General features: G+C 57.4%; 16 protein-coding genes. 8 read left to right on the forward strand and 8 right to left on the reverse strand.

Features of this window, described 5'->3' with window-relative positions; genetic code table 11:
• The first annotated feature begins 86 nt into the window (after positions 1–86).
• The 3 genes from zipA (at position 87) to EHN06_RS09460 (ending at position 6139) form a co-directional block, all read left to right on the forward strand.
• The gene (gene zipA, locus EHN06_RS09450; protein ID WP_127332293.1) at positions 87–1118 is read left to right on the forward strand and encodes a cell division protein ZipA; all 1032 of its coding nucleotides are present in this window, start codon (positions 87–89) and stop codon (positions 1116–1118) included.
• Positions 1119–1194: 76 nt separating this feature from the next.
• Entirely contained in the window at positions 1195–3222 is a 2028-nt protein-coding gene (ligA, locus tag EHN06_RS09455; protein WP_127332295.1) for an NAD-dependent DNA ligase LigA, read from the forward strand.
• A 172-nt stretch (positions 3223–3394) separates the two neighbouring features.
• The gene (locus EHN06_RS09460) at positions 3395–6139 is read left to right on the forward strand and encodes a hypothetical protein (RefSeq protein WP_127332297.1); all 2745 of its coding nucleotides are present in this window, start codon (positions 3395–3397) and stop codon (positions 6137–6139) included.
• 9 nt (positions 6140–6148) lie between these two features.
• On the opposite strand, the gene EHN06_RS09465 is transcribed toward EHN06_RS09460, so the two are convergent.
• From EHN06_RS09465 to EHN06_RS09475, 3 genes are all read right to left on the reverse strand, one after another.
• Positions 6149–6784, reverse strand: coding sequence for a CBS domain-containing protein (locus EHN06_RS09465; protein ID WP_127332299.1), 636 nt, complete (start codon positions 6782–6784; stop codon positions 6149–6151).
• 66 nt (positions 6785–6850) lie between these two features.
• The gene (gene mnmC, locus EHN06_RS09470) at positions 6851–8758 is read right to left on the reverse strand and encodes a bifunctional tRNA (5-methylaminomethyl-2-thiouridine)(34)-methyltransferase MnmD/FAD-dependent 5-carboxymethylaminomethyl-2-thiouridine(34) oxidoreductase MnmC (RefSeq protein ID WP_127332301.1); all 1908 of its coding nucleotides are present in this window, start codon (positions 8756–8758) and stop codon (positions 6851–6853) included.
• Complete coding sequence (locus EHN06_RS09475) at positions 8758–9405, reverse strand: peptidylprolyl isomerase (protein ID WP_416332547.1); 648 nt, start codon at positions 9403–9405, stop codon at positions 8758–8760. The genes mnmC and EHN06_RS09475 overlap by 1 nt, the downstream gene beginning before the upstream one ends.
• A gap of 201 nt (positions 9406–9606) precedes the next feature.
• Here EHN06_RS09475 and EHN06_RS09480 point away from each other — a divergent pair, with 201 nt between their 5' ends.
• Positions 9607–10347, forward strand: coding sequence for a pilus assembly protein PilB (locus EHN06_RS09480; protein WP_127332305.1), 741 nt, complete (start codon positions 9607–9609; stop codon positions 10345–10347).
• A gap of 36 nt (positions 10348–10383) precedes the next feature.
• On the opposite strand, the gene EHN06_RS09485 is transcribed toward EHN06_RS09480, so the two are convergent.
• The 3 genes from EHN06_RS09485 to flgA form a co-directional block, all read right to left on the reverse strand.
• The gene (locus EHN06_RS09485) at positions 10384–10854 is read right to left on the reverse strand and encodes a flagella synthesis protein FlgN (RefSeq protein ID WP_127332307.1); all 471 of its coding nucleotides are present in this window, start codon (positions 10852–10854) and stop codon (positions 10384–10386) included.
• Positions 10855–10861: 7 nt separating this feature from the next.
• Positions 10862–11188, reverse strand: a complete 327-nt coding sequence (gene flgM / locus EHN06_RS09490; RefSeq protein WP_127332309.1) for a flagellar biosynthesis anti-sigma factor FlgM — start codon at positions 11186–11188, stop codon at positions 10862–10864.
• Positions 11189–11384: 196 nt separating this feature from the next.
• Positions 11385–12086, reverse strand: coding sequence for a flagellar basal body P-ring formation chaperone FlgA (flgA, locus tag EHN06_RS09495; RefSeq protein WP_206075744.1), 702 nt, complete (start codon positions 12084–12086; stop codon positions 11385–11387).
• A gap of 190 nt (positions 12087–12276) precedes the next feature.
• Here flgA and EHN06_RS09500 point away from each other — a divergent pair, with 190 nt between their 5' ends.
• Genes EHN06_RS09500 through EHN06_RS09515 form a run of 4 tightly spaced genes read left to right on the forward strand, consistent with a single transcriptional unit; the run spans position 12277 to position 15913 of the window.
• Positions 12277–13206 carry a chemotaxis protein CheV gene (locus tag EHN06_RS09500; protein ID WP_127332313.1) on the forward strand — a complete coding sequence of 310 codons (930 nt, stop codon included), beginning with the start codon at positions 12277–12279 and terminating at the stop codon, positions 13204–13206.
• 40 nt (positions 13207–13246) lie between these two features.
• Complete coding sequence (locus EHN06_RS09505) at positions 13247–14074, forward strand: CheR family methyltransferase (RefSeq protein WP_127332315.1); 828 nt, start codon at positions 13247–13249, stop codon at positions 14072–14074.
• Positions 14075–14081: 7 nt separating this feature from the next.
• Positions 14082–15278 carry an MFS transporter gene (locus EHN06_RS09510; protein WP_127332317.1) on the forward strand — a complete coding sequence of 399 codons (1197 nt, stop codon included), beginning with the start codon at positions 14082–14084 and terminating at the stop codon, positions 15276–15278.
• Between the two features lie 17 nt (positions 15279–15295).
• Positions 15296–15913, forward strand: a complete 618-nt coding sequence (locus tag EHN06_RS09515; protein ID WP_127332320.1) for a flavin reductase family protein — start codon at positions 15296–15298, stop codon at positions 15911–15913.
• Positions 15914–15928: 15 nt separating this feature from the next.
• Here EHN06_RS09515 and EHN06_RS09520 read toward each other — a convergent pair whose 3' ends face one another.
• The gene (locus EHN06_RS09520) at positions 15929–16774 is read right to left on the reverse strand and encodes an alpha/beta fold hydrolase (protein WP_127332322.1); all 846 of its coding nucleotides are present in this window, start codon (positions 16772–16774) and stop codon (positions 15929–15931) included.
• Entirely contained in the window at positions 16767–17903 is a 1137-nt protein-coding gene (locus EHN06_RS09525) for a helix-turn-helix transcriptional regulator (protein ID WP_127332324.1), read from the reverse strand. Before EHN06_RS09525 ends, EHN06_RS09520 begins: the two co-directional genes overlap by 8 nt.
• Positions 17904–17962 lie beyond the last annotated feature (59 nt).

Here is a 17962-nt window from a genome sequence, read left to right on the forward strand (position 1 = left end):
CATCTGGCCCGCCTGTGCGTTGTATTCATTACAGGCTTTTCTTAGAGTAGCAACGATATCCGATCTGCAAACAGGACAGCATCACTATGTCACTAAGGGAATGGTTAATTGCCATAGGTACCCTGGTTATCATCGGCATTGTCATCGACGGTCTTCGTCGAATGCGCCGGGCACGCAAGGAATCCATGGCGATTTCGTCAGGTATGGGAGCCAACGACCTGGATGAATCGCCACTGGACGAGGAATACAACCCGGAGCTTCCGAACGGCGGGGCCCGTACAATCTCCCGGGACACGCTCGAAGAGCGAGGTTACTTGAAGCGGGAGCGCCCAAGTCGTTTTGGTAATCCGGTGCAGAAGCCAACGCGCCCGATCATCAGTGATGAAGCTAACAGGACCGTGGCGGAGGAAGAGCCGCCCCAATCGGAAGCCGCTGAGGACGACACAGCACTCCAGGCCGATAAGCGTGATGATTATGAAGCGCCTGATACCGGTTGGGGTGCGAATGACGATGAGCCTGAACCTGATGAGGGCATCGCCAGCGAGCCACGGCCTGCGGAGCAATCAGAACAAACGGTTGCCAGCCCGCCTCCCACGGTGACCAGCGAGGTGCAGGAGGACACTGCCCGGCGTGATCAATCCCCGAAGCGTTCGGGGCAACCCCTGGCCGGAGCCAATCGTCCGGAGGCGAGAGAAGTTGTCGTCATTAACGTGCTGGCGCGTAATGGCGAGGATTTTAAGGGCAGCGTGCTGAAGGAACTGTTTGAAGCCTGTGGTCTGGAATACGGTGACATGGACATCTACCATCGTCACGAAGAGTCAGACACCACCAGTCCGGTACAGTTCAGCGTGGCCAGCGCGGTAGAACCGGGAACCTTCCGGCCGCAGGACATGCCGACTCTGTCGACACCGGGCATCAGCTTTTTCATGAGCATGCCGGGGCCGTCCAACGCGCTTCAGGCCTTTGAGTTTATGCTCGAAACCGCTCAGTGCGTGGTTCGTAACATGGGCGGGGAGCTGAAAGACGAGCGGCGCAGTGTGATGACCCCACAAACCATCGAGCATTGCCGTCAGCGCATCCGCGAGTTTGAACGCAAGCAACGATCGCCGCGGCACTGACGCTTCCCGCTATCGATGAGAGTAAAATACCCGGTAAAATCCGGGTATTTTTTTGTAGATCCAAGGGATTACAGGTATGAGCACAGCGACTCCCGAGACCATAAACCGGGTACAGGAACTCCGCAACATCATAGATGAGCACAACTATCGCTATTATGTGCTGGACGATCCCCAGGTGCCGGATGCCGAATACGACCGGCTGTTCCGGGAGCTCCAGGAACTCGAGGCCAGTCACCCCGAGCTGGTCACCGATGACTCGCCCACCCGAAGGGTCGGTGCCAATGTAGAGACCAGTTTTGAAGAGGTGGTGCACCGGGTACCCATGTTGTCCCTGGACAACGCGTTCAACGAGGAAGAACTAAGGGATTTTGACCGTCGGGTGAGGGACCGCCTTAAAACCGGGGATGAGATCGAGTACGTCTGTGAACCCAAGCTCGACGGCCTGGCCGTCAGCCTGCATTACGAGAAGGGCGTGCTCACCCGGGCGGCCACTCGGGGCGATGGTTACGCCGGCGAGGATATCACAGCCAACATCCGTACTATTCCGTCCGTGCCCCTGAAGCTTCGGGGCAGTAACCTGCCCGAAATGGTGGAAGTCCGGGGCGAGGTGTACATGCCCAAAGCCGGGTTCGAGAAGTTGAACGAGACGCTGGCCAATCAGGGCGATAAAACTTTCGTCAACCCGCGTAATGCCGCAGCTGGCAGCCTCAGGCAGAAAAAACCGTCGGTGACCGCGCGTCGGCCCCTGGAAATGTGCGCGTACAGTGTTGCCGTTACCGACGAATCGGTATTGCCTGACACCCATTGGGATTGCCTGCAGCAGGTCGGGCAGTGGGGCTTCCGGATCAACCCGGAAATGAGTAAGGCTACAGGCGCGGACGAATGCCTGGCGGCCTACCAGGCGCTGATGGACAAACGTGGCGAGTTGCCCTATGAAATTGACGGTATCGTATTCAAGGTCAACAGCCTGGCGCTTCAGCAGGCATTGGGTTTTGTCTCCCGCGCGCCGCGTTGGGCGATCGCCCAGAAATTTCCTGCCCAGGAAGAGCTTACGGTTATCGAGGATGTGGAGTTCCAGGTCGGGCGGACCGGTGCGGTGACGCCGGTGGCTCGCCTGAAACCGGTCTTTGTGGGTGGTGTGACGGTCAGCAATGCCACCCTGCACAATATGGATGAAATTCGTCGCCTGGACGCCCGGATCGGGGACACGGTGTTTATCCGGCGCGCCGGTGATGTCATTCCCCAGGTCGTCAAGGTGGTTTTGGAGAAACGGCCGCAGGACGCTCGTGAGGTAGAGTTACCAAAGACCTGTCCTGTTTGCGATTCGGATGTTATCCAGATCGAAGGCGAAGCCGTGGCCCGTTGCTCCGGTGGCCTGTTTTGTCCCGCACAGCGCAAGGAAGCGATCCGGCATTATGCCTCCCGCAAGGCCCTGGATATCGAAGGTCTGGGGGATAAATGGATCGACATACTGGTTGACAGGGGCATGGTAAAGACCGTGGCGGACCTGTATGGACTGACCAAGGAAGATCTCACCGGGTTGGAGCGCATGGGCGATAAGTCCGCGGCCAACTTGCTGGCGGCCATTGATAAATCACGGCATCCAGTGCTTTGGCGCTTTGTCTACGCGTTGGGAATCCGCGAAGTTGGGGAGGCAACTGCAAAGTCCCTGGCCAGCCACTTTGGGTCCCTGGAAGCGATCAGCGAAGCGGACGAGGAAGCGCTCCAGCAGGTTCCGGATGTCGGGCCCATCGTCGCCGGCCACATTCGCAGCTTTTTCGACCAGCCCCACAACCAGGAGACCATTGCTTCCCTGAAAAAAGCGGGAGTCCAGTGGCAGACTGAAGAGATCACCGCGGAGGAGCGGCCGCTTCAGGGGGAAACCTGGGTGTTAACCGGCACTCTCACGGAGATGACCCGGGACGAGGCTAAAGAGCGTCTGGAAAAACTGGGTGCCAAGGTTGCCGGCAGTGTTTCCAAAAAGACCGCGTGTGTCGTCGCCGGAGAGGCAGCCGGCTCCAAACTGACCAAGGCCGAGTCCCTTGGGGTCAGGGTGCTGGATGAAGACGGTTTCCGTGCCCTCCTGGAATCCCACGGCGCATAGCCAATCAGGCCGGGATCCACGGCAGGGCTCCCGGCCTGTGAATCTGAGAACTCGCGCAGATCCCCCCGTGTACAAATTGATTACCATGGCGTTGTTCTGTAACGGTGTGTAAAGCGGACCGGTTGTCCTGCCTGAACACCCATAATAACAACGCTTCGAAACGGACTTTTTCATGCGCGCCGACTCGCTATCACGCATTGTCTCCCTGGTCAGAGGTCAGGGGCTGTTGTTGCTCCTGGTATTGATCACGACCGGATGCAAAACCGAAAAGAGTGCTGATGACCCCACCGTCCTGGGTGTTCCACCCTCTGAAGCCTACCTGGGGGTGGAGTATTACTATAATTTCGGGGCCTATGGTGGCGAGCGAATACTGGATTTTTCCCTGACCAACGCACCGTCCTGGCTGGCCCTGGAAGAAACCCGCAACAAGGCCCGCCCGGGCGTCATCATCAGGGGGGTGCCGGGGCTCAGCGGAGGTAACCGCGGGGATGCGGATCTTGGCAAGATTGAAAACATCAATCTGATCACCACTGACGGCGAACGGACCGGGGTGCAACCGTTTGGTATCGAGGTGAAGCGGAACCCGTTGTCCCTGGATGCAGACACCTTCGTGGAAGGTCAATCCACGGGTAGCCCGGAAGCCAGCGATAACCGGTGTGAGGCTCCGGAACTGGGTGACACCGGGGCACACAGCTATACCGCTAATCTTTACGATAGTGACGGAGCCGTAACCGACACCGAGGTCCGTACCTCGGATACCCATCCGGTGCTGGTCAGAGTCCTGCTGGATCAGCCGTCCGTCACCCGCGTTGCCGTGGCTTTTGAGCTCTCCTCCGACTTTGATCCCGATGTCTGTGACCAGGGATTTGATCCGGAACATCAGCGTTGCGAAGAAGGTGAGGCCAACCATGATGAGGCTGTTATTGGCAAGGACATCGTGGCCCTTGGCAGCGGCAGTGAAGGCGCCTTACCGGTACCCGACTATCTGAATTACCAGCAGGACGGGTATGGCGTCTATTCCAGAGGGGTAATTACACTGGAGCCGGGTATTACCGAATGTTACATCCGCCTGGAAGTTGTGGATGACACCCTGCCGGAAGCCAGTGAATCGCTGCAATTGACCCTGACCGAAGTCCGTAGCGGTCTGGCGTCCCTGGGGCCCTCGGACAGCGGAATGGAAGTTTCCCTGAATATTGATGACAACGAACCGACGGTGCGCCTGGAAACCGTTGGCGGGCGGCAGCGCGACGCGCTCAGCGTGGGAACACAACGACAGTACGTGGCCGTGCTGTCTGGCGATAGGGCAGGGACGGTTCGGGTCAAGCTCGGAGAGACTGTGGACTCCCTCGCCAAGACCGGGGACTATGGTATTCAGACCCAGGACAAAGACGGCAATTGGCAGGATAACGATGTGCTCCGGTTCCCGGAGGACGTGGCGAGAGTCCGCTTCCGGGTGAAGATTCCTGATGAAGAGGAATACAGCAATGCCGGTATGGAGGATCGTTTCCTGATACTCGGTGTTGACCAGGATTACCAGGCCGGTCGTGCAGGCTTTGCCGGGACCGCGGAGGACGGTGAACTGCGGATCAATATCAATGAGCTGGTTGCTCCGCTGATTCTCAACGACGAGGATGCATTCGTCCCCACCGACCTGGCCGTGGGGCATGAAGGGCGGCTGTATGTCGCTGGATACGACGACGCCAATAACGATCAGGTACTGGTACGCATCTTCAATCAGAAAGGGGCACTGTTACAGGAGGTGGCGGTGTCGGATGGTGCAACTGTTCTGGACAAGCCTCACCCGGTGATTCACTTTGCCCAGCGCCAGGTGACGCAGGGCAGCACCAGAGTGGATCGTTTCGAATTTGTCGTGGCGTACGGCGCTGGCACCGACATGCCTGGCCACACCTCCCACGGCGGCATGGATATGGTGGCGAGCCTGTACTGGTTTGACTCAGCTGCTGCCGCAGGTAATGAGTACTCGGAAGTCTGGACCATTCGCACGGGGACGTCGGCCGATGATGTACCCCGCTGGGTTGGCATCAATAAGGATAGCGGCTTCGTGGCGATTGCCGGGGAAACCGGTGGGCGGTGGCCGGGGGAGTCCCGGGCTGGCGGTGTCGACAGTTTCCTGCAGCGGATAGATACCGAAATCGACGGTGATAACCGGGTCCCCAGGCTCGCCTGGACTCGACAGATAGGTTCCAGTCAGGATGAAACCGTGGTGTCCGGCAGTACAGTGAACGCCATCCCCTACCTGTTTGGTGCTTCAGAGGGCGCGGTAGCAACCCAGAACAGTGCCGGTTCTACAGACGTCTTTTTCTATAGTGTCGCCGGTGCTGACATCACTGTTAACGTGTACCAGCGTGGAACCGATGGCAGCGAGGCGGTCGTGGATGGCCTTAATGGCGTCGATAACCTCTGGTTGCTGGGAAACAGTGACCGCTTGTATACCATTGATGACTCCGATGACACGAAGCGTCTTAACGGCGAGCCGGTGGCCGGCACCACCGGGTTCGTTCTCGGTTATTCCTCCTCCGGTGAAGTGGATGTCGCGTTTTCCTACGCTGATGGTTCGCGGACAGGTAAGGAGACTTTTGCCGCATTACTGGCGTTTGATGAAGACCTGATTGCTGGGGGCGCCACTACCGGCGCTTTTGCCGATAAGGCTGTGGACAGTGGTATTCGGCAGCCTGTTCTCGCGCGGATATCTCCGGCAGATTTTGCGACCAACGGTGATGAGAATCCGGACTCGTGGGATATCTGGCGGGTTCAGCCAGGTATTGATGATGCGAACATCGCTGCGCTGGCCAACTACCGTGATGATGAGATCGTCACTTTAGTGCGGGAGACGGTGGGGGCAGAGAGTGAATGGAAGATCGTCCTGTTTTCGGGTGAGGGTACGCGGCTGAATTAAACCGTACCCTTAAACCGTACCCTGCTGACGACCGGCATTGGCGTACAGCTTGAGATAGTCGGTGCTGGTGACAATTCCGGTGGGTGCGCCGTTTTTATCCACCACCAGCGCTGCGTTCAACTGATGGGCCAGCATCAGTCGGGCCAATTGATGGGCGTCGGTTTCCGGTGAAGCTGTCAGAAATGCCGGCAGCTCAATGTGAATCATGCTGTGGCTCATGGCATTGCCATTGTGTTCATGTAGCCAGGCGAGCAGCCAGCGCAGGTCGATGAGTCCGGCAACGTTGTCCTGGGCAGTGATAACCAGATGGTGAACACCGTTATCATCCATCATTGTCAAAGCTTCGGAGAGGGTGGCGGTTGCCGGCAGTGAATAGAGCGTCTGGGTACAGATAGTTGCAACCGGAAGATAGCTGCGTTGTTCCCGGGGCTCATCGTATGCGGCGGAGCCATACTCCTCCATCGCACGGTGAAAGCCGGATGCGTATTGCGCGTGCTGGAACTCTGCGTCCGTGACTTCACTGTGGCCAGTATTAATAGCGTGTGATTCGGTCATTTCGGTGACGTCACCCACGCGCCGCCCCCGGAATATTTCCGGTAATCGGGTTCCGACGGGTCTGCCGGGTTCACTGACAAATATGGCCATGGATATCTCCGGGATCGTAACGCCCTTTAAATACTTATCGGCCGGCGTTCGGAAACCTTAAGCTCGTCAATGGGCCTTAGCCGCTTCCATTCTATAGCATCGATGCGGGTTTACCCGTTTTTCCAACGAACGAGGCAAACACGCAGGCTGCCCGGTAAGCTTATCCGCAAGAAATTCAGCCAGCAATGGCGCATAGGTCAGGCCCTTGCTGCCCAGGCCGGTAAACAGAAAGAGCCCGTTGAGCTTGTCACCTTCCAGGTTGTCGAGACTCCCGGCCACGGGTTGGTAGTCATGGGTGGTGCAGCGAAACCCGACCCGACCCTCAATGGTTTTCGCTTCAGAGTCGGCTGGTGGCTCATTATTCCAGAGTCCGGGTAGCATGGCGTTCAGTTCTCTCAGGTTTTCCCGATGGCTGTTGGCGCTTTCCTGAGGCGACAGGTCATGGAGATCAAAGGTGGCGCCGGTTACACATATCCCCTGGTGGGCGGGGTTCAGATACCTGGGGCCACAAATCACCGCCTCTGGCGCATGGATGCGCTCTTTGGGCAGATGACTGACCTGGCCCCGTATCGCCTTGAAACGGAAAGCGCCGCTCATGCCCTCGAGGGGAACAAGTTCCGGTGTCCGATGACCGGAGCAGAGAATAACCCTGTCGACATGGATGTCTGGCCCGGTGCCCGCGATTACCCACTCGTCCTCCTGTCTGGAAAGTCTCTGAACCTCCATGCCGAAACAGTGCCGAATGTTGGGGTGGTCTGCCAGGGTCCTGCACAGGGCGGCTGGCTCAAGCCAACCACTGTCGGCGTACCAGAGGCCGCCGGTTGCAACAGGAACGCCGGTCCGCCTGCTGGCCTCTGCCGCATCCACGGGTACCAGCACTTCTGGTGGATAGTGGTTACGGTCGAGAAAACGCTCCTGGCGTTGTTGTTCCTGCTCGCCCCAGGCCATTTGCAACAGACCGGTGGGATGCCAGCCATTGTGCCGGTAGGGCGCGTAGAAGCGCTGACTGAACAGGAGTGATGTCAGCGCCAACTGAGTCTGAGCGTTGAACTCGACCCCGAGCTTCACATAAAGCGCGCCTTGCAGGTTGCCGGAGGCTGCGGTACCCGCCTTGTTGGCACCGTCAACCAGGGTGACGTCGACGCCGCGCTCGGCAAGGTTGCGAGCCAGCAAGCTGCCGGCGATTCCGGCACCGACAATGGCAATCGAGGCGGGCTTGCTGACATCCGTTACCCCGGTTTCGGAAGCGGATTCCGGAATTACGCCGGTGAGCATGTCCCGTTTGCGCCCGAACCCGGCCACCTTGGTCATCGAAAAGCCGGTGTCCGCGAGGGCACGACGAATACGCCCTACGGCGGTAAAGGTAGCGAGGGTGGTCCCGGGTTTGCTGTGTTGCCGGATCTGGTGGATGGCATCATCCAGCCACATGCCCGGGTTCAGGGAAGGGGCAAAGCCATCGAGGAACCAGGCATCGGCGGTGAACTCCAGTTCCCGCCACGCATCGAGTACGTCTCCGAAATACAGGGTGAGCCGGACCCGCCCGCCGTCCAGCAAGACACGGTGAACACCCCTTACCAGTGGTGGATAGTGTCGGATCAGCTCGTCGCCGAGATCCTGCAGCTCCGGCCAGAGTGCCAGTGCACGTGTCAGATCATCCCTGGTCAGGGGGTATCGCTCGGCGGAAACGAAGTGCAGGATGGTGCTTTGGCTGGCAGGCGTGTTGCGCCAGGCCTGCCATGCAGCAAGAAAGTTCAGGCCGGTACCAAAGCCGGATTCCGCAATCACAAAGGACGCGTGATCCGGTAGGGTGGCAAAGCGCTCCGGCAACTGATTGTGCCCGATAAAGACATGCCGGGTTTCTTCCAGCCCGTTATCACGGTTGAAGTAGACATCGCCGAACAGTCTTGACTCCGGTACCCCATCTTGCCAGCGAATGTCAGCCGGCTCTATGGCCGGCACAGTCTCTTCTGCCATTACTTCCCGGATGCGTCGCCGCTATCGATAACAGTGATGCTGCGAATGATAATGGGGTCGTTCGGCACATCCGCCATACCACTGGAATAGCCGGTCTGCTTGCGGGCAATGGCATCCACCACGCCCATGCCTTCGGTCACTTTGCCAAAGACCGCATAGCCCCATTTCCTGGGGTTATCGGACGCATTCAGGTACGGATTATCAACCACATTGATAAAAAACTGCGAGGTGGCCGAGTGTGGCTGACTGGTTCGTGCCATGGCTAACGTACCCCGGAGGTTCCGCAGGGTGGGGCTGGCCTCATTGGGAATGGGGGTGCGGGTGTCCTTGCGACCAAGGTTGCGGTCGAAGCCGCCGCCCTGAATCATGAATCCCGGGATAACCCGATGGAAAATGGTGCCCTCATAGAAACCACTGTCCACATAACTGAGAAAGTTTTCCACGGTTTTCGGCGCCACGTCTGGCCGCAGCATGATTTCAATGACTCCTTCGCTGGTTTCCATGCGCACCTGGGGCAGTGGTTGATCCACGGTGTCGCTACCCGCCAAAACCGGGAAGCTGATGGCCAGTGAGGCCAATAAAACCAGCAAGAGATGAGTAACGGAAAGTGATGGGATTACCGGTAATGTCGACTGATTCGGGTTCACCTTGTTTGCTCCGTGGACGGCGCTGGCAATCGTGCAGCGAAAGATACGAGTCAGCCGGGATATTAACAGAAATTCCGCCAGTAACGGGTATTCCCCCATGCAGATCGGGTATTGATCGTCTAACCTGTCATAAGATTGTTTAACAAAAGGTGCGGCGGGTTGGGTGGTACGGCTGCAGTATTCATGGAATGGAGGGCGTCAGTGGATATCCGTCAGGGATTTGAAGAAAAATCACGGCTTGGCCGACTGCTTGTTAATCGGGGGTATTTGTCCACCCGGCAGCTGGACGAGGGGTTGCGCTTGCAGAGGGAAACCGGGCAGCGCCTCGGGGAAGTACTGATCCAGACCGGGTGGATCACCGAACGCGAGCTTTTCAGAGTCCTGAGACAACAGGCTCGTTTCCGCAACGCTGCCGCTGTGTTTACTATGGTGACTCTGCCGCTGCAGCCCCTGGTGAGTTTTGCGGCAAGCCCGGCGGTAAGTGCTTCCCAGGCCACCTCTTCGGAGTCAGGGCCGGTAATGCAGCAGCGTAAGGGGATTTCACCCTTGAGTGATGAGGATATGGCCGGGGTCTCGGGGCAGGGGGATCAGACGCTCGCTCAACGTATTGCTGCCGTCGAGGCCATGGTTTCAGGCGGAAGTGATACCGGTGAGGAGCCGGATGTCATCGAAGGGATCAAACTGACGGCCCATATCTTTGTTCCAGTGCTGAATTTCCTGGATTCCGATCTGACGATAACCGGGGTTCACTATCGCGACGATGGTCCTCGCCACCATGTTGGTGACAATGGCAGGCTTACGCTGGCATTTCCCGAGCGAATCGAGGAGATCCGCATGGATAATATCCGTGTCAGTGGTGGGCACACGCCCCCCATTGGCAATGTCAGTATCAGTGATATCCGCTTCGATCCGGATTCACGAATGACGATCTACACCAGATGAAACGGAAGGCAGGGCTCCGGAGCCTGATCTGACCGATCAGGCACTGGCCAGAATGGTTCTCTGAGAATCGCCGGTTTGCTCGCCATGAGCGCCATAAAGTTTCTGCTGGCCGCTGGCACCGCGGAAGATATCCGTCAGGCGTGACAAACGTTTCTGCATATGACTGATGACACGACCATTATTGCGGTTAATTTCCTGGCAGAACGTCAGTCGTTCATTGGCTTGTGTCCACAGCTCCGCCAGATCGGATAACCCCGCGCTTCGAATGAAGCGGGAAGGCGCACCGCCCTCGGGACGGTATCCCATGGCAACCAGGACGTGGATTTTCTGCTTGGCGCGCGCACGAATCTGATCGAGAACCGTATTCTTCTCGGTCGTTATCGTTTGCAATGCCTGCATATCCGAAGAGGAGAGGCAGGACTTTTCCTGCTCCAGAATGTCCGCTAGCGACTCCAGTTGGCGGATATCCTGGGAAAGAAGGTCTTTCAGTTCATCGATTGCGGCCATGATTTACTCACCCGAAAATGCTTTCATCCATCTCAAGCATTTTCTGGGCCAGTTTCTCAGCGTCAATCTTGTATGAACCATCGGCCAGGGCCGCACGGATCTGCTCAATGCGGTCATCATCCATCTCTGGATAATCACCCAGCTTCTGTTCCAGCTGTTTCAGGTTCTTCGCCTGGCTGCTGAGGTTAACGTTTTCCCCCCGCGCACCCTGAGCCTGGGTTTTGGCCTGCTCTGGCGCCTGTGGCTGGGTACTTTGTGTGGAGCCAGACTTGTCGGCCGTGGTTCTGTGAGTGTTGACCTGGCCGGGGCCAATTCCATTAAAGTCAACTGACATATCGGTACCTGCTTACTCTAATAGGCTGCCCAAGGGCAGCGTTCGCGAATTTTATACTTGCTTATCGGCGGTTGATTCGAAAGCTTTAGGCTATTTTAGCTACAAAAGATTACATATCCGTCATTTGTTTCGCGGGAGGTGGCAAGATCTTGCCGCCTGCGGAAAAAGCACGCCGTACACTTGTTGTTTCGATGACTTACATTGGAATCTCTACCTGTCCCGGGGCGGTGACCAGTGCTTTAACCGTTCGGGACGAGGACAGGTTTTCAACCACTACCTGGTCACCCACGCCGGCATCGGCCATGGCCTTACCCCGTGAGTTGACAGTAAAGCTGCCCTTGCGTGCGGTAATAATAACATGATCTCCCCGGGTGACCGCCGCCGGCGCGGAGAGCAGGTCAGGGGTCATCATTGTGCCGGCATTGACGCCGCGACGCATTTCCATGCCCACCAATTGATCAATGTCAGTAATCACGCCCTTGCGGGTCGCGTTCAGCACGACCGGTTCCGCAGCGATCATGCTGGCCATGATGCGTTCGCCGCGAGCCAGGGGGCGGGCAGCCACCAACCCTTCGCCACGAATGGACACGGAGGCGTTCAGGAACATCCGCCACGGGCGCTCACCCTGGCAGGCGACCTGAAGCGTTGGATGGGTGGATTGCCAGGGGTCGCCACTGAAGCTGACTGCCAGCGGCTGCTCACAGGTTGCCAGGGCCAGCCGACTGTCCAGTCGACCGGTTTTATGTGTGACATCAAACCCTTTTTTCGCCTGTTGCTCTGCGAAAGTCTCCAGAAACGAGTCGGCAGCATGTTTGATCTGCTCGGCCGTGGTGCTTTCCGCACGGGCAAGGCCTGCGGCAGACAGTAACAGTGTGACGACAAAAATGGTGGTGCGCATACGCAGCGGTTTGTCCTATGCTGTCATTATTCAGGCGATGCCTCCTAAGCACTTCAGGATTCGGCATGCCCGCCGTTAAACCCAAACAATGAGTCAAAATACTGGCGAAGTGCCAGTTTCAATAGCTCTCAATAGTTAACCAGCAAAATGCATGCCGGCATATTGGCGGGCAGGCCCGGGAGATAAAGTCATGGCAGGAGTACTCGACAGTGTAAATCAGCGAACGCAGCTGGTAGGGCAGAATCGCCTGGAGCTCCTGTTGTTCCGCCTTCGGGGAAGGCAGATGTATGGCATTAATGTCTTCAAGGTCAAAGAGGTCCTGCAGTGCCCGAAACTGTCCTCCATTCCCCGGAGCCGCAGTGTCGTGCGGGGTGTGGCTCATATTCGTGGAGAAACCATTCCGGTTATCGACCTGGCCATGGCCATCGGGCTTCCGGGTATACCCAAGGAAGCGTTGGCGAGCAGCTTTGTCATCATCACTGAATACAATCGCAAAACCCAGGGGTTCATGGTGACGGGGGTGGACCAGATCGTGAACATGAACTGGGAGGATATTTTGCCGCCCCCAAGGGGTGCCGGGACCGAAGTTTACCTGACAGCGGTAACCAGGATTGACGACAAGTTGGTGGAAATCATCGACGTAGAAAAGATTCTTGCAGAAGTTTCTCCGCTCAGGGAAGATGTCAACGAAGAGTTGGTGACCCGAAGTGCCGGGCGTGTGCAGGCGCACCTGCCAGTGCTGGTGGTGGATGATTCCAGCGTCGCGAGACGACAGATGGAACGGTGTCTGACAGCCATCGGCATGGAAGTCATCACCCGGGACGATGGTAAGCAGGCTTTTGATTATCTGAAAAAAATCACCGAAGATGGTTCAAAGGCCAGTGATCATCTGTCCCTTGTGATCTCCGATGTCGAAATGCCGGAGATGGATGGCTACACTTTGGTTACACGGTGCAAGAACGATCCGGCGTTACGGGATACATTTATCATGCTTCACACCTCACTGAGTGGCGTGTTCAACACCGCCATGGTTCAAAAGGTGGGCGCTGACGAGTTCATGGCCAAGTTCAGTGCAGACGAACTGGCTGAAAAGGTTATGGAGATCATTGATCGGGCCTAGTGCCGGCGATCAGTCCTGATTCACCCGACGCAGAGATTCAATGAAAGCGGATATTACGCCACAGGAATACGAGGCTTTTAAGACATTCCTGCAGGATGCATGTGGCATTCTGCTTGGTGATAACAAGCAGTACCTGGTGAAAAGCCGTCTGCGTCGCATCCTGGAGGAGCATCAGTTCAGCACCCTTGGGGAGCTCCTGAACCGCCTCAATCGTGCCAGTCACAGTAGCCTCAAGGAGGTGGTCATTGATGCGATGACCACCAACGAGACGCTGTGGTTTCGTGACAACCACCCGTTTCGTATTCTCCAGGAAAAACTGCTACCAGAGTTTGCCGAGCGAAACACGATGCAGCCATTGCGGATCTGGTCTGCCGCCTGCTCCACTGGACAGGAGCCTTACTCGGTCGCGATGATCATTGAGGAGTTCCGGCGTCAACGCCCGGGCAAGCTGCGGGATGTAAAGATAACAGCGACCGATATCTCGAAAAGTGTGCTGGAAGTAGCCCGCCGGGGTGAATATGAGATGATCGCCATTGGGCGTGGCCTTTCACCGGAGCGCCAGAAACAGTTTTTCACCCCCTCCCTGAACGGTGGCTGGCAGATACGGCCTCAGATCAAGGGCATGGTGGAGTTCAAGGAACTCAACCTGCTGGAGCGGTACATGCTGGGCAAGTTTGACATTGTCATGTGTCGTAACGTGTTGATCTATTTTTCCGCGGAACTTAAAAAGGACATCCTGACGCGTATCCACGCTACCCTGAACCCGGGCGGCTATCTTATCCTGGGCGCGTCGGAATCACTCAATGGATTGCCCCACCTGTACGAAATGGTGCAGTGCCACCCGGGCATTATTTACAGGAAGAAATAACCCGCCCATGCCCCTAAACGTCTGGATACTGGTTGCCGCCCAGGCACTGGCCATGTGCACGGCCCCCTTTATTGTTTTCATCGGCAGTATCCATGGCCGTATCCTGGCGCCGTCTCCGGAGCTGGCTACCTTGCCCGTCGGGCTGGTGGTGGTCGGCACGGTGCTGGCCATCAAGCCGGCCACCTGGTTGATGGAGCGCATCGGCCGTAAGCCAGTGATGCTCCTGGGGGCATTGACGGGCGTGCTTGCAGGCATGATTGGCGGGGCATCCGCCTGGTTATCCAGTTTTCCTCTGCTTTGTCTGGCTGCGGTGGTTGGTGGTGCGGGGCTTGCTGTCGTCCATCAGTACCGTTTTGCCGCCATGGAATCCGTCAAACCGGAGATGGCCGGGTCAGCGGCTGCCCGGGTGTTGCTGGGTGGTTTGATTGCGGCGTGGCTGGGGCCGGAGATCGCGCTTGTCGGTAGCGCCGGGCAGGGGGAGCATCCCTTTCTTGAGGGGTGGCTGAGCCTGGGCGCTGTCCAGTTTCTGGCGATGATTGTGCTGGCTCTGGGCTACCGGGCGAAGGGGGAGCTGACCAGGGAGACGCCGGCCGGTGGAGGGCGCCCGTTGAGGGCGATCCTGCGAGCCCCTGTCGTCTGGACTGCCATTAGCGGTGCCGCCATAGGTTACGCGGTTATGAGCTTTATCATGACGGCAACCCCGCTCAGTATGACCGAGATGGCCGGCCATGAACTGGAGGATGCCAAGCGGGTGATCCAGATTCATATCGTTGCCATGTACCTGCCGTCACTGATCAGTGGCTGGCTGACAAGGAGGCTGGGTATTCCCCTGATGATGGCCGTCGGGTTGCTCGCCTACCTGGGGTGCGTACTACTGGCATTCAGTGGTATTTCCTTCCACCACTATCTGTTCGCGTTGATTATGCTTGGAATCGGCTGGAACTTCCTGTTTGTTGGTGGTACTACCTTGTTGCCCAGTGGCTATCGGGACGAGGAACGTTTTCGTGTTCAGGGGTTGAACGATCTTATGGTCTTCAGCTCCCAGGCGACGGCTGCTCTCACTGCGGGGGCGGTCCTGACGGCCGTTGGCTGGGCCGGGTTGTTGCTGGTTTCGATTCCATTGCTGATACTGCATGCGATTTTGATGGCGGTCTGGCTTATCCATTCCAGGGCACCGACCGCCCCTGAATCGTCAACCGACTAATCTGACAGGAGCGCCTGATGCATATCGATTTCGAGGGTATGGCCCCGCAAAACATCTATCACATCCTGACCCAGACGCTGATCCCACGCCCGGTGGCCTGGGTATTAAGTGAAAACCCGGACGGTGACTACAACCTGGCGCCATTCTCTTTTTTCACACCGATTACCAGTAACCCGCCGTTGTTGATGTTCTCAGTGGGTAAAAAACCGACGGATGGTGCTTTCAAGGACACCAGGGTCAACATCGAACAGCGCAAACGCTTCGTGGTCCATATAGCGCATCGGGAGCTGGCACCGGCGATGACGGAAACCTCCCGTACCATGCCTCATGGCGAGTCCGAACTTGCCAACACGGATCTTGAGTTGACGGATTTTGAAGGATTCGAGCTACCGAGGCTCAAGGATTGTCGGGTGGCGATGGCCTGTGAGCTGTACGACATAAAGGAAATCGGCCCGACGCCACAGACCCTCGTATTTGGCAAAATACTGAATGTCTACGTGGCTGATGAGGCCGCGAAGCACGACGACAAGGGACGCCTGGTGTTTGATGCCGCGGCCATTGATCCGATTGGCCGGCTCGGGGGCAGCGAATACGTCACCTTTGGTGAGGTGCTCAAGATACCGCGCCCAATATAGCGCGCCAGCATTGCACTATTGGCTGAGTAGCCGCAAGGTATCCGGCGCGATCAGCGCGGTATAGTGGCCGGCTGTGCCGAGCAAACTGAGTTCGCCGTCGGGAAGACGGCTTGCCAAACAGCGGGCATGCTCGGGAAATACCAGGTTGTCGTGCATACCGTGAACCACATGGACCTTATGCTTGATTTGCTCGGTCTTGAAAGGCCAGTCTTTCGCCATAAGGGCAATATCCCGTGCAAATGATTGGGCTGCGATCCGGGGGCCCTGTACTGTTGCTGCTCTGATTTCGTCGAGATAGGCGGACTGTAAAGACTCTTGTGAGAGCACAGCAAAGTCATCGGCCGACATGGCCTGGTGCATGGCGTCGCGGAGGGATTCGGCGCTGGCCAGAAGGGGCTCGAGGCGGGCTGGAAGAGTTTCAGGATTATCCCGCCCGAGGCGCCACGTGCCTGCCGACAGCTCCCCGCCGTGGGAAAAAGGATCCTCCATCAAGGGAATGGCCGGCATTCCGACAATCACCAGGCTATCCATTCGGGCAGTCGCCTCCAGCGCACAGGCGAGAGCGAATACCCCACCGCCGGAAAATCCCAGCACTGAAAAGCGCTCCAGTTCGAGAAAATCTGCCAGGGACAGAAGGTCGTCGGTGTGATCGTCCAATCCATAGTGTCTGGTGGGGGTAGAAGCACCGTATCCCGGTCTTTCAGGGCTAATCAGGCGAAGGCCAACGGCGCTGGCTTTTGCTGCCAAACCGGCGGGCACCACTCGTGATCCGGGGATGCCGTGGAGAAAAAATACCGGTTTGCCGTCACGGGGGCCGTGGTCAGACCACGATAGCCATCGGTCATTGTCCCTCTCAAGCACGGCGCAGCTCCGGCGCCAGGGAGGCCGAGCCCAGAAGCAGGCAGCGAACCAGGTCGGCCTGGCGAGTTACCTGCGTTTTCTGCATCACCGACTTGAGTTGCGTTCTCGCGGTATGAATCGAAATGCTCAGGCTGGCGCTGGCCTCCTTGAGATCATGACCTCTGACCAGCTCCCCGGCCAGTCTGATTTCTGCGGGGGTCAGGCGATAGATCGTCATCAGATGGTTCGCATCCAGGGTCACGGGGCGATTCGGGTCTAGAAGGAAGGCCAGTATTGTATTGCCACCGTATGTAGTGGTGCCAAAATTCGATGGCCCTTGGCGGTAGTCAACCAGAACCAGTGAGGCACCTCCCGGGAAGATTGAAATGCTTTGGGTGTTACTGGTTCCTTCCTGGAGTAGGCGGACAGCGACGCGCAACTGGTTATGCATGCTCTCGTTGCTGAATGCGAGCTTTTTCTTGTGAACTCCCAGCCCAAAGGCCTGGGTTCTCGCGCATTCTTCCGCAACCTCATTCAGCCACTGGCAGCGTAAATGATGATCCAGAATCCAGATACCAAAGGGCAGGCGGTCGAGCGCGGCGTGGGCCTGCTGGAGGGCTGATTCAAACTCGCCGATCAGGCGCGTCAGCTCCGCAGCTCTTTTCAGGTGTGGTGAGAAAAACTCAAGGGTTTGCTGCTCGTCCGGAGTAAAAGCTCCCGCCCGCCGGGAGCGATGAACGCCAATGTGCATAGCGCATTGTCGACCCCGATCGAACTGTGCGCCCATGGCGTAGAAATTGCCGTTAGGCCGGAAAATGGTCTGGTAGTGTGAGCTTTGCTCAAATTCCCGATCCGCAATAATCTGGTGGCTGACTTGAATCCTGCCCAGTGGGCCTTCAGAAAGCGGGATGCGGAATGGGTCGTAATGGGCGGCCCCGTCGTGATAGGTGGCGTTGACTGTGTCATCGAAACCCACCGTAAAAGAGCGGTGAATCACGGGGTCACGGATGTCCGTTACCCTCAATGAAGCAGTCCCCGTATGGAACAGTCTGGCGAGCTTTTCGAGGAATATCGGCCAGCCGTCCGGATTCATGGCGCCACCGTATAGGTCGTTCAGCATTGCCGGTGCGGCTGTTTTGATACTGCCCAAAACCTGCGACTCCTGATACCAGTCAGTGCATCCAATAGCGACAGGTTCATTTAAGCACA

The sequence above is a fragment of the Marinobacter sp. NP-4(2019) genome (assembly GCF_003994855.1).
Taxonomy (GTDB): domain Bacteria; phylum Pseudomonadota; class Gammaproteobacteria; order Pseudomonadales; family Oleiphilaceae; genus Marinobacter.